Annotated in this window: 12 protein-coding genes and 2 tRNA genes; 9 read left to right on the top strand and 5 right to left on the bottom strand. The window is 70.1% G+C overall.

Annotation, left to right across the window (positions count from 1 at the left end; all coding sequences use genetic code 11):
* Positions 1-66: 66 nt before the first annotated feature.
* The 3 genes from J0P97_RS01235 to J0P97_RS01225 all read left to right on the top strand — a co-directional run bounded on the left by J0P97_RS01235 (position 67) and on the right by J0P97_RS01225 (position 1,709).
* A tRNA-Ser gene (locus tag J0P97_RS01235) sits at positions 67-151 on the top strand.
* A gap of 53 nt (positions 152-204) precedes the next feature.
* A complete protein-coding gene (locus J0P97_RS01230) occupies positions 205-1,500 on the top strand; it encodes an LCP family protein (RefSeq protein ID WP_308163329.1) in 1,296 nt (431 codons plus the stop codon).
* A 117-nt stretch (positions 1,501-1,617) separates the two neighbouring features.
* Positions 1,618-1,709 (top strand) — tRNA-Ser (locus J0P97_RS01225).
* A 97-nt stretch (positions 1,710-1,806) separates the two neighbouring features.
* Here the strand turns inward: J0P97_RS01225 and J0P97_RS01220 are convergent.
* On the bottom strand, positions 1,807-3,159 hold the full coding sequence (locus J0P97_RS01220) for an MFS transporter (RefSeq protein ID WP_308163328.1): 1,353 nt from the start codon (positions 3,157-3,159) through the stop codon (positions 1,807-1,809).
* 134 nt (positions 3,160-3,293) lie between these two features.
* Between J0P97_RS01220 and J0P97_RS01215 the strand changes: the two genes are divergently transcribed.
* Entirely contained in the window at positions 3,294-3,476 is a 183-nt protein-coding gene (locus J0P97_RS01215) for a hypothetical protein (protein ID WP_215485944.1), read from the top strand.
* 120 nt (positions 3,477-3,596) lie between these two features.
* On the opposite strand, the gene J0P97_RS01210 is transcribed toward J0P97_RS01215, so the two are convergent.
* A complete protein-coding gene (locus tag J0P97_RS01210; protein ID WP_215485943.1) occupies positions 3,597-4,454 on the bottom strand; it encodes a hypothetical protein in 858 nt (285 codons plus the stop codon).
* Positions 4,455-4,675: 221 nt separating this feature from the next.
* Between J0P97_RS01210 and J0P97_RS01205 the strand changes: the two genes are divergently transcribed.
* Genes J0P97_RS01205 through J0P97_RS01195 form a run of 3 tightly spaced genes read left to right on the top strand, consistent with a single transcriptional unit; the run spans position 4,676 to position 6,987 of the window.
* Positions 4,676-4,951: a hypothetical protein gene (locus J0P97_RS01205; RefSeq protein ID WP_215485942.1), complete on the top strand. Its 276-nt coding sequence runs from the start codon at positions 4,676-4,678 to the stop codon at positions 4,949-4,951.
* Entirely contained in the window at positions 4,952-6,376 is a 1,425-nt protein-coding gene (locus J0P97_RS01200) for a sensor histidine kinase (protein ID WP_215485941.1), read from the top strand.
* Entirely contained in the window at positions 6,373-6,987 is a 615-nt protein-coding gene (locus J0P97_RS01195; RefSeq protein WP_215485940.1) for a response regulator, read from the top strand. Before J0P97_RS01200 ends, J0P97_RS01195 begins: the two co-directional genes overlap by 4 nt.
* A 27-nt stretch (positions 6,988-7,014) precedes the next feature.
* Here the strand turns inward: J0P97_RS01195 and J0P97_RS01190 are convergent, their stop codons facing one another.
* Complete coding sequence (locus J0P97_RS01190) at positions 7,015-8,121, bottom strand: magnesium and cobalt transport protein CorA (RefSeq protein ID WP_215485939.1); 1,107 nt, start codon at positions 8,119-8,121, stop codon at positions 7,015-7,017.
* Between the two features lie 124 nt (positions 8,122-8,245).
* On the opposite strand from J0P97_RS01190, the gene J0P97_RS01185 reads away from it, so the two are divergent.
* Positions 8,246-8,635, top strand: coding sequence for a VOC family protein (locus J0P97_RS01185; RefSeq protein ID WP_215485938.1), 390 nt, complete (start codon positions 8,246-8,248; stop codon positions 8,633-8,635).
* Here the strand turns inward: J0P97_RS01185 and J0P97_RS01180 are convergent.
* Positions 8,611-10,095 (bottom strand): MFS transporter, encoded by a 1,485-nt coding sequence (locus tag J0P97_RS01180; protein ID WP_215485937.1) that lies wholly within the window; start codon positions 10,093-10,095, stop codon positions 8,611-8,613. The two genes, J0P97_RS01185 and J0P97_RS01180, sit on opposite strands and share 25 nt — an antisense overlap.
* Before the next feature lie 109 nt (positions 10,096-10,204).
* Between J0P97_RS01180 and J0P97_RS01175 the strand changes: the two genes are divergently transcribed.
* A complete protein-coding gene (locus J0P97_RS01175) occupies positions 10,205-10,930 on the top strand; it encodes a TetR/AcrR family transcriptional regulator (protein WP_215485936.1) in 726 nt (241 codons plus the stop codon).
* 18 nt (positions 10,931-10,948) lie between these two features.
* On the opposite strand, the gene J0P97_RS01170 is transcribed toward J0P97_RS01175, so the two are convergent.
* Positions 10,949-12,004: a hypothetical protein gene (locus J0P97_RS01170; RefSeq protein WP_215485935.1), complete on the bottom strand. Its 1,056-nt coding sequence runs from the start codon at positions 12,002-12,004 to the stop codon at positions 10,949-10,951.
* Positions 12,005-12,007 lie beyond the last annotated feature (3 nt).

Below are 12,007 nucleotides of genomic sequence, written 5' to 3'. Positions count from 1 at the left end.
GATGAGGCGTCGCCTCGACTAGACTCGACGCCTGTTCGACGGATGCGCTTCGCCGCGTCTCCGCCGGGAGGGTTGTCCGAGCGGCCGATGGACCTGGTCTTGAAAACCAGTGGGCAGCGATGTCCCGTGGGTTCGAATCCCACACCCTCCGCTTTCGCGGTGCGGGCCCTGTGCCCCGCCGTGGCTTCACCGAAAGGAACCCCCGTGAGCCCACGCACGGACCGGTCCCGTCGGACGCCCGTCGCGCGGCACGGTGTCCTCCGCTCGCCCAACCCCCTCCTGCAGGTGCTGACGGTGCTCGGCGCGATGGTGGCCGTCGCTGTCATCAGCGTGTCGGCGGTCGGAGCCTTCGCGGTGTGGGATGCGGCCCGTGCGGTGAGCGATGCGGGCGTATCGATCGGCGACGACGATTCGCAGCTGCCCCCGTCCCTGGGTGAGATCGAGGGCGGCGTGAACATGCTGCTCGTCGGCACCGACTCGTGCGAGGGGCCGAACACGGCGCTGTCGGGGGCGTGCCAAGAGGGCGACACGGACGGCGAGCGAAACGATGTCACGATGCTCGTGCACATCTCCGACGAGCCCCGCCGGGTCACGGTGGTCTCCTTCCCGCGCGACATGATCGTCCCGATCCCGGCGTGCACGGGGCAGGACGGCACCGAATACTCCGCGATGAGCGCCCAGATGCTCAACGTCTCGTACATGTACGGCGGGCTCAGCTGCAGCGTGGCGACGGTCGAGAAGCTCACCGGTGTCGACATCCGGTTCGCCGCCGCGATCCGCTGGACGGGTGTCATCAACCTGTCGGACGCCATCGGGGGCGTGGACGTCTGCGTCGCGGACGACATCAGCGATTCGCACACCGGTCTGAACCTCACGGCCGGCACGCACACGCTTCAGGGCGTCGAGGCGTTGCAGTTCCTGCGCATCCGACACGGCATCGGCGACGGTTCCGACCTCGGGCGCATCTCCAACCAGCAGCAGTTCATGAGCTCGATGGTGCGCAAGCTCCAGTCGGGCGGCGTCCTCGGCAACCCCGCGACTCTTCTGAACCTCGCGACGACCGCGGTCCAGCAGGTGACGAACGGCCAGCTCGTGCTGAGCCAGTCGCTCGCCAACCCGCAGCGCATGGTGCAGATCGCGATGGCGGTGCGCAGCGTGCCCTACGAGGACATCGTCTTCGTGCAGTACCCGACGGCCTACGCGTCGGACGGTTCGCACGTCCTGCCGCTGACGGATGCCGCCGACGTCCTCTTCGAGGCGCTCGCCGCGAACCAGCCGCTGCAGCTGACCGGGTCGACGAGCGACGGCTACGGCACCGCTGTCGTCGGCGAGGCCGAGCAGGGTTCGACCGATGCATCGGCGACCCCCGCACCGACGGACAGCGCCGCTCCGGACGCAGGCGCCGGTGACGGCTCCACCGGCCAGACCCCGGTCGCGCTGCCGTCCGTGATCACGGGTCAGACCGCCAAGCAGGTCACCTGCACGCAGGCCGAGCGCTGAGCGGATCCCGCGAGCGGCCCGGCCGGTCTCGGCGCGGTTCGTGCGCGGTTCGGGTTCGGTGCGGCGACCGGTTATGATTGCCGGGTGCGTTCGCGCGGTTTCGGCCGCTGAACGCCTGGAGACGTCGCATAGTCAGGCCTAGTGCACCACCCTGCTAAGGTGGAGTCCCCTTACGGGGACCGAGGGTTCAAATCCCTCCGTCTCCGCCAATTCTCGGCTGGTCAGAGGACGTTCCTGCGTCCCCCAGTGGCCCGGCGGCCGTGATCGTGCCTCCCGTCACCGGCTCAACGAGTGCGAGGAGTGCGGCTAGACCTCGGGGCTCGCGGTGGGTGCAGTCTGCGCGGGAGGGAACCCCTCCTCGGAGAGCCCGGCGATGGAGTGGTCGTCTTCATGTCGCGCCCGGCGGACGGGGGAGAAGGCGATGATGAGCGCGGCGCCGGCGAAGATGACCGCGGCGAGGCCGATCGCGAACCGGTAACCCAGGGCGGTCGCGATCGCGCCGGAGACCAGGGCGCCGATGAAGAAGACGACGCGATTGGCAGTCCGGATGGTCGAGTTCATCCTGCCCTGCATCGCATCGGGGGCGGCGGCCTGGCGGTAGCCCATCTCGTTGGCGTCCTCAATCCCCTGCGAGAGTGCGTAGATGAACTGCACGGCCGACAGTACGACGACCAGGACGACGAGCGACGTCGTCGGCGTAACGGGAAGCAGAGCGAGTGCGAGCCACGGCGCGACGGTGAGGCCACGCCCGAGGAGTATCGCTCGCCCAGCCCCGCGCCGTGCTCCGGTGCGGGGGGCGAGCATGGCGCCGACGAACCCGCCCACTCCGCCGAACGCCAGTATCAGTCCGAACGCCCACTCCGGAACGTCCAGCTCTCGCAGGACGAAGACGCCGAACAAGGTCGTGACGATGCTGTGGGCCAAGAACCACGTGTGCACGGAGAGCGCGAGAGGACGCAGAGTGCGGTGGCGGTAGGTGTAGTGGAACCCTTCCGTGATGTCGTGGCCGATGTGGCGTCCGGGCACGCGAGCCGGCGCCCCCGCTTCGGAGACCTTGATCCGGGACTGCAGCAACGCGGACACCGCGAGGATGACCGACTCCAGGGCGAACAGGAGCGGAGCACCGATCAGGTTCAGAAGTGCGCCACCGGCTGCGGGGCCGGCGGTGGCGGCGACGGTCGCGCTCTGGCCGAGCCGCGCGTTCGCCACGACGAGTGATCGTCTCGGAACGAGGAGCGGCAGAAGCGGTTGCGCTGCGGAATCGGCGAAGAGTGTGAGCACGCCCAGTATCAGCACGACGATCGCGAGGGTCCAGAAACTCAAGGTGTTCGTCAGCAGCATCACGGGAATGGCCGCGAGCGCGAGTGCGCGACCGATGCTCGTGAGCACGAGAGTGCGCTGACGGCGCCACCGGTCCATCAGTGCGCCGACGATCAGACCGAGGAAGAGATACGGGACGACCCCCAACGCGCTCAAGACACTGATCTGGATCGGCGTGGCATTGATGACCGTGACGATCAGCACCTGGAAGGCCACGCCGGCGGCGGCGCTGCCGAATGCCCGGATGGTCGTCGCGCTCCAGAAGAGCGCGAATGCCGGAACGCGCAGCACCTCCGCCGGGCGCCCGGCGGAGGACGCCCCCGCTGCGACTTCATCCACCCTCACCAGCCTAGGCGGCGCCGCCGATGGCATGTCCGGTCAGGATCCTCGCCGATCGCACGATCGCACGATCGCACCGAACACGGCCAGGCCGGCGTATCCTCACGACTGTGCCGAGGCGGCGAAGTCTGATCGTGTGGATCATCGTCTGCGCCCTGACGGCGCTCGGCGGCTGGGCGTTGTGGGTGTGGATGTTCTGGTTGGGCCACGGAACGAACTGGTTCGAGCGATGGTGGCCGCTGATGATGGCGATTCCCTTCTCGCTCGCGGCACTCATGACGGTGCGCTTGGTTCGGCGAACGACGTCTTCGCGCTGAGATCGCAGCCCCTCCCGCGTGTGAGCGACGGCGCGGCGCGCCCGCCGGGAAGCGTTGGCCCTCTGGCCGCCAGACGCGCAGAGCCCCGGCGGTGGGACGCCGGGGCTCTGCGTGGCGGGGTCAGCCCCCGATGGGGGTGGGGTTGACGGGGTCCGGCGGCACGGGCAGCGATCCGTTGATGCGGTTCTGCGCCTGGCACTGGCTGGTGCAGTTCGTGGCGCCGGCGGACAGCTCGATGGCATCCTCACCCAACACGCCGCCCATGCGGCCGCCGGGCTGGACGACCCACTTCGTGACCGTCCCGGTCTGGAGGGTCTTCACGGCGACCTGCGGGCTGTCCTTGCCGAGGAGCATCTGGTGCGCCCCGGAGCCGCCCGTCACCGCGTCGACGCCGTCGCCGAAGTTCACCTTCCCGGTGAACGAGTTGACGAAGTAGAACAGCCCCGGGCCGAGGGTGTGGACCAGTTCGACCGGGCCGGCGAACTCGGGCTCCATCTGGAAGATGCCGCCCTGCGCGCCGTCCTTCGCCTGGATCTTCAGCTTCCCGGCGGCGGTGGTGAAGATCGCGATGACCGCGTCATCCTTCAGCTCCAGCTTCGACAGACGCACTCCCGAGAGCTGGCCCGTCGTCAAGGTCGGCACCTTCGAGGCGAACACGACAGTCGGGGACGTGACCATTCGCTGCGTGTCGGCCGCACCTGTGAGTGTGTAGTCGTACACGCCGAGGGTCGCGGGATCGATCGTGAAGCGGTTGTTGCGACCCGCGACGGTGACGGCGCCGCTGACGGCGAGGTCCTGGAGCTTGAGATCCTTCCCGGGCGCGGGGTTGTAGGTGGTGCCGTTGACGGTGACGGCGTAGTCGCCGCCTCCCGCAGTGGTCTTCGCCTGCGCGGCGCCGCCGCTGAACAGGATGCCGGAAGCCGCCAGCACCGCGGTGAGGGCGATGACCGTGCGGCGGGGGAGTGTGCGTCTGCTCATGGGATGCCTCGTTTCGTGGGGGTGAGCAATGCCACTGTGCGTTCCTCCCCTCGCGCCCGGCAATCGGACCATGGTCGTAGTACCCGCCGGGGTCGGGCCTGGTCGTAGGACCAAGGTGCGATTGCCGCGGCTTCGGCCGCGGTCGAGGGTGGAACCACGAGCATGCGGCGGCGCCGCACGACAGGCGGACGCGGAAGCGTGAGAATGAGCGGAAGGTCATCATGAAAAGACGAATCCTCCTCGGCGTCGCCGCGATCGCCGTCGTGGCGACACCCGCCGCTGTCGGGCTGTGGGGCAACGCCTCGTTCGCGCAGTCCGTTCCCGTTCGGGTGCCCGCGTCCATCGCGACGCCTTCGCCGTCCGCGACGCCTTCTCCGTCCGCAACGGGCGACGACCACGGGGGCGACGCCCCGCGCGATGAGCGGGTCGAGCCCGGTGACGACCGTGGGGGCGACGACGCCGGCGACGACCACGGTGGGCACGGCGGAGACGACTGAGTGGTACCGGACCCCGCCCCGCGTTCGTCGCCGTCGACCCTCGACGGCGACGGCGCTGCGTGGCGCGTGCTGGTGGCGGCATCCGACGCTGATGCTCCGACCCCGCCCGGGCTGAGCACACGAGCGGTCGTCCTCCGTCTCGCCGCGGGACTCGTCGCCGTCCTCGTGATCGTCGGTCTCCTGGCCACGTTCGCGGCGCAATGGCTGGCGGAGCGGGAAGCCGTCAACGATGCCGCCGGCGTCACCGACGTGCTCGCCGACGCCGTGATCCAGCCCGCGCTGACCTCGGCGCTCGCCGACGGGGAGGCGGACGCCGCCGAGGCGATGGACGATCTCGTGCGCACGCACGTGCTCGGAGACGACGTCGTCCGGGTGAAGATCTGGAGCCCGGGCGGTACGGTGCTGTACGCCGACGAGCCGCATCTCATCGGGCGCACCTTCGAGCTCGACGAGGCGCAGCGGCAGGCGCTCGCCGATCCCGCCACCCACGCGGCGGTCTCCGATCTCTCGGAGGCGGAGAACGAGTTCGAGTCGGGGACGCGGCTTCTCGAGGTGTACCGACCCGTGTGGACGCCGGACGGACGCGAGCTCCTCTTCGAGGTGTACCTGCCGTACGATCCGGTCGCGGCCCGTTCCGCCGACCTGTGGCGCGGGTTCGCGGGCGTCACCACCAGCAGCCTGCTGTTGCTGGTGGCGCTGACCGCCCCCATCGTGTGGGGGCTCCTGCGTCGGCTCCGCGGGGAGGAGCGCAGACGCACCACGCTGCTCGAGCACGTCGTGGATGCCTCCGACGCAGAGCGCCGCCGCATCGCCGGAACCCTGCACGACGGGCCCGTGCAGGAGCTCGTCGCCACGAGCTTCGCGGCGGAGGTGGCGGCGGACACCGCCGGGCGACGGGGCGATGCGGCGTCGGCCACCGCGCTGCGTGACGTCGGCAACGCGGTACGCGGGAACATCCGCGTCCTCCGATCCCTGCTCATGGACATCTACCCGCCGAGCCTTCGTGCCGCGGGGCTGCGCCACGCGCTCCATGACCTCGCCGCGACCGCCCGCACGCGCGGTGTCGCGGTGGAGGTGACCCTCGACGGCGACGTCCTCCCGATCTCCGAGGCGCGCGAGCAGCTCATCTATCGCGTCGTCCAGGAGACCCTGCGCAACGCCGTCGCGCACGCCGCCCCGTGCACGGTCTCCGTGCGTCTCCGCCGGGACGGCGGGGACATCCTCGTCGACGTCGGCGACGACGGCCCGGGCTTCGACGCGGACGCCGTCGCGCGGAGCCGCCCCGACGGGCACCTCGGCACGCAGGTGCTGCTCGACCTGTGTGCGCGTGCCGGTGCGGAGCTCTCGCTGCGCACCGCCCCGGGCGCCGGCGTCGATTGGCGCCTGCGCGTCCGCGCCGCAGACCCCGGAGAGGAGCCTCGATGATCCGCGTTCTCGTCGCCGATGACCATGCCATGGTGCGGGAAGGTCTTGCCAGCGTCCTGTCCGCCGACGGCGACATCGACGTCGTCGGTGCCGCCGCGAACGGCGAGGAGGCCATCGCGCTCGCGACGACCCTGGCGCCCGATGTGGTCGTGATGGACCTGTCCATGCCCGTCATGGACGGTGTCGCCGCGACCCGGGGCATCCGCAGCGTGCTTCCCGGCGCCCGCGTGCTCGTGCTCACCTCGTTCACCGACCGCGAGCGCGTGCGTCGCGCGATCGAGGCGGGAGCCATCGGCTATCAGCTGAAGGATGCCGAGCCGGTGGAGCTGCGCGCCGCGGTCCGGGCTGCCTCCGCGGGGCACGCCCCGCTCGACCCGCGTGTCGCCGGCATCCTGCTCCCGGAGCAGTCGGCGGCCGACCTGCTGAGCGCGCGAGAGCGCGAAGTGCTGGCACTGGTGGCGCAGGGTCTTGCGAACAAGCAGATCGCTGCACGCCTCGACATCGCCGAGCGCACCGTGAAAGCGCACCTCGGGAGCATCTTCCGTCAGCTCGGTGTCGCCGACCGCACGAGTGCCGCCCTGTGGGCACGCGACAACCTCACGCCGTCGTGAGCATCGCTTCTCGTCCCGGCCGCCCGGTCACATCCACTTCTGGCGTTTGAAGATCAAGAAGAGCACGAGGGCGAACGCGACCATCCCGCCGATGGCGAGAGGGTAGCCGAACGGCCAACTCAGCTCGGGCATGTTCTCGAAGTTCATCCCGTAGATGGCGCCGATGAGGGTCGGGGCGAAGAGGATCGCCGCCCAGCCGGAGATCTTCTTCATGTCCTCGTTCTGGCGCTGGGCGACGAGGGTGCCGTTGACGGTGAGGATCTGGGAGAGCGACTCGCGCAGCTCGCCCACCTGGGTGTCGACCCGGCTGAGGTGGTCGGCGACGTCCTGCAGATAGGTCTGCAGGGCCGCCGGGATGCCGTAGCGATCGAAGCCCATCCGGAGCGCGTGCAGCACGTCGGTGAGCCCGGCGGTGGCCTGGCGGAGGTCGATCACCTCCTGGCTGAGGCGGTAGATGCGTTCGGTCACGGCGGCGTCCCCGCTGAAGACCTGGCGTTCGATCTGCGCCTTGTCGATCTGCAGACCGCGCAGGACGGGGGCGTAGCCGTCGACGATCGCGTCGAGCAGACGGTAGACGACGGCTTCCGGACCATAGTGCAGCAGCCGCTCATCGTCGAGCAGCGTGTCCTCGCCGCGATCGGCGGCGCCGGACGCGGCACCGGCGTCGACACCGTCGATCCATCGTCCGTCCTGGCAGAACACCGCGACGGCGCGCGGGCGGATCAGGATGTGGAACTCGGCGAAGTCGACGTCCTCGGCCGCGTCGATGTACCAGGCCGAGCGGACGACGATGAACAGCGCGTCGTCGTAGCGCTCGAGTTTCGGCCGCTGGCCGGCGTGCAGCAGGTCTTCCACGAGGAGGGGGTGCAGATGCCACGTCTGCGCGAGCTCCACGACGTCCTCGGCGGTGGGGCGCGGATAGAGCAGAAGGGCCGTGCGCTCCGGATCGCCGTCGATGAACGCCTGAGCGTCGTCGACAGTCGTGCCGTGCGGCGCTCGCGTCAGGTGTCCGTCGTCGACGTATCGGACCCGTCGTGTCGTGGCATCGGGCGCGTCGATCGTCGGCTCGGTCGACGGCCTCCGCCGGAAGAGGCCGGCGCGCCGCCCCGCTGCATCATCCCGCGAATGGACCATGGCCGTCTCCCCTTCGCTCGTACGGTGGCGTCGGCTGTGCCGGGGGAGCAGAATGCGTCCGGGGGAAGCCTCGGATCATGTTAGGTCACGAGTTGCCGCGCCGCGCCGCACGGAAGGGAAGCTCATGCAGTGGAATCTCGAAGTCGTCCCCGTCACCGTCGACGACGTGGACCGGGCGAAGGCCTTCTACTCGGATCAGGTCGGGTTCCGCCTCGACCTGGACGTGCGGGTCGGCGAGGAGATGCGCATCGTCCAGCTCACGCCCCCCGGATCCCACAGCAGCATCCAGCTCCGGGTCGGATCCACTCGCCTGCACGGTCTGCAGCTCGTCGTCGACGATGTCGACGCGGCTCGCGGCGAACTCGCTGAGCGCGGCGTGGACGTCAGCCCGGTGACGCACTTCGAAGACGGCATCCGCCGTGAGGGCCGCGGCGGCGACTGGAACTCCTTCGTCTTCTTCGACGACCTCGACGGCAACTCGTGGGTCGTTCAGGAGCGCCCCTCGACGGCGTGAGCCTCGGCATCCGCGGCGTGCTCGTCCGTCGTGCGGGCGTCCGTGAGCGTGAGCGCGCCGATCCCCGAGATCACGCCGACCGCGATCGCCAGGGCGATGAACGCGATCTGCTCACCGCGGAAATACGTCGATGACAGCGCGTCGCTCCACGCGCCCCCCGGCAGTGTGGCGGTGACCAGCACGGCGATCAGCGTGCCGATGAACGCCGTGCCGATGCTCGTTCCGACCTCCTGCGCGGTGTCGTTGAGCGCCGCGCCCATGGAGGTCCGATCGTCCGGCATGGCACCCACGAGCGCGACCGCGCAGATGGTCATCACCGTGCGGAGACCGACCGTCATGACGATCATCGCGACGGCGATCGCGAGGTAGGTCTGCGAGACCGCCCACGCCATGATGCCGAGCCCCGCGGCCAGGACCGCGGCCCCGATCACGCAGGCGATGCGGTGCCCGAACCGGCGGACCAGGGCCTCCGTGAGAGGCGTCGCGAGGATCATGGTCAGGATGAGCGGCAGGTTCGCGAGGCCCGCCATCATGGGGCTCCAGCCCCAGGCGTACTGGAAGTGCAGGATGAGGGCGAACATGACGCCCGCCATGGCGATCGAGGTGCCCACCTGCGCGAGCGCGGCCCCGCGGACCGTCCCGAGGCGGAAGAGGCGCAGGTCGAGCATCGGCGACGGCGTCCGTCGTTCATGCGCGATGAAGAGGGCGATGGATGCCACGGCTGCGACGGCGACCGCGAGGGTGATCGGCGACAGCCATCCGAACTGCACGCCGCTCGTGAGGCTATAGCACGCGAGCCCGATCGAGAGGATGCTCAGGCCCGCGCCGGCGAGGTCGAGGCGATCCTTCGTGAGCCCGTCGGCGGCGTCGGCGGGGACGCCGAACCGTACGCCGAGCCCGGCGAGCAGCGCGACCGGCGCGTTGATGAGCAGGAGCCACTGCCACGGCAGGTGCGCCAGCATCGTGCCGCCCAGCAGAGGGCCCACGACGAAACCCGACATGCCGACGACCATCATGAGCGTGATGGCGCGCATGCGCAGCGTGTCGTCGTCGAAGAGGCGGAACACGAGCGAGTTGGTGATCGGCGCCATCGCCGCCGCGGCGATTCCGAGGGCGGCGCGGAGCGCGATGAGCTCGCCCGTGGTGCTGACGACGAGGACGGCGAGACTGATCGTGCCGAAGGCCGCGAGCCCGATCTGCAGCACGCGGCGCCGGCCGAAGCGGTCCGCGATCGACCCCGCCGTCAGCAGCAGCCCGCCGAAGGTGAGGGAGTAGGCGCCCGTGATCCACTGCAGGGCGGTGGTGTCCCCGCCGAGGTCGCGGCCGATGGTCGGCAGCGCGATCGAGAGGAGCGTGTTGTCGACCATCTCGACGAAGAACGCGAGGCAGAGGGCGGCGAGAGGCATCCACGCCGCTTTCAGCGACGGGTATGCGCGCGGGACTGCGGGTGCGGCGGCCATCAGGGCTCCTTTCATCGAACACCGTTCGATTATCGATCAGTGTTCGAAAGCATAGAACACTGTTCGATACTCGCGCAACGCGACCGCGGCGATGTGATGTGATGGGGGCATGACCGAGGAGCGACCGGGCCCCCGCGGCAGAGGGCCTGCACTGCAGCGCCGGGCCCGCGCATCGCACTCCATCGAGGCCGTCCTCGCCGGAGCCGTCGAGATCCTCGACGAGTCGGGGGCGCAGGGCCTGACGACGCGGGCCCTCGCCGCGCGCCTCGGCGGCGGCCCCGCGAGCATCTACTGGTACGTGTCGGGCCGCGATGAACTGCTCGACCTGGCCGCAGACTCCGTCCTGGGCGGTGTGCTCGTCGCCGTCGCCGGCGTGGGGGAGGACGGCGCAGGTGATCCGATCGCCGATCTGCGCACGATCGCCGTCGCGATGTTCGATGCGATCGTGGACCGCCCCTGGCTCGGCGCGTACGCCATGCGCGACACCGGCCGACAGGTTCACTCGCTCCAGCTGTACGAGAAGATGGGCGAGCAGGTGATGCGCCTGGGTCTGACGCCGACGCAGTGCTTCCACGCGACGTCGGCGATCGTGGGGTTCGTCATCGGGACCGCCGCGGACATGGGTCAGCAGCTGCCCGCCGCCGTCGCCTCCGGCAGCGTCACCCGCGCCGAGTACCTCGGCGGCGCGGTGGCGGAATGGCGGAGACTCGACCCCGCCGAGTATCCGTTCATCCACCACATCGTCGACGAGTTCGCGGTCCACGACGACCGCGACCAGTTCCGCGCCGGTCTCGACCTCCTGCTCGACGGCCTGCGGCTGAGCGCCCAGCGCTGAGCGTTCAGCGCACTCCGCTCAGGGGGTCGGCGCCGGGTCGTCCGAGAGGACGAGCTGATCGACGAGGAGGTGGCCCCACTCGCCGAAGGCTTGATCGACGATCTGGATCCGAGCCGTCTCGCCGAGATGCGGAGTGAGGTCGATGGATGCCCACGTCAGCGCCGAGCTGTCGTTGCCGGTCGCAGAACCGACGACCTCTCCGTCGATGAGGACGTTGACGCTCGTCTCGGTCGACCACGGCGCGGCGGGCGAGTCGGAGAACACGATGTGGTCGATGAGGACGTGACCCCAGTCCCCGGTCGATCGCTCGTCCACGACCTCGATGTGCGCGTCGTGGCCGCGCCACTGACGGACATCCCAGGAGGCCCAGTCCAGGACGTCGGAGTCGGCTCCCGTGGCGGAGCGCACCGTCACGCCGTCGACCACGAGGCGCACGGCCGTCGCGCCGGGCTCGCCGAGCGGATGATCTCCCCCCGCGACCAGAAGATCGATCCAATCGCTTTCCACCGTGAACGTAGGGGAGGCCGCCGTCCCCACCGCCGGATCGCACGCTCCCACGCACGTGTCGAGCCGCCCGCCCGACTGGCCGGGCACGAGGTCCGTCGACGTGCGGATCCCCGCCAGGTCACCGGTGCCCGTCCATCCGTCGGGGATCGGAGCCGCGAACGCTTCGAAGACGCGACCGGGGGGCGGCGCGATCGAGGCGCCGGGAACGTGCGGGTGCCGCCCGCCGCCGACCAGGAGATTCAGGAACGGATGCGTGATCGTCAGGGGCGGAGACGTCAGGTTGCCGGTCGCCGCGTCGCCCTTCCCGGTGCGCTCTTCGCCGGGGGCGAAGCGGACGTAGCTGTCGCTGTACTGCTGTCCGAGGTAGCCGGTCACGTCGAGCGCGGAGGTCGCGTCGCTCGCGCCGTAGTCGTAGGCGAGCCCGAACGGACTGATCGTGCCCCCGTACTCGTTCGTCTGGCCTTCCGGGAGCTGATTGGGCAGCCATCCGCTCGCGTAGTACCCGTTCTCGAAGTCGAGGACCACATCGGGCGGGACGCCGTCCGCGTGCGCCGCGATCGGCGTCATGAC

Source organism: Microbacterium flavum (assembly GCF_018717645.1).
Classification (GTDB): Bacteria; Actinomycetota; Actinomycetes; order Actinomycetales; family Microbacteriaceae; genus Microbacterium; species Microbacterium flavum.
This window is presented reverse-complemented; position numbering and strand designations above follow the sequence as displayed.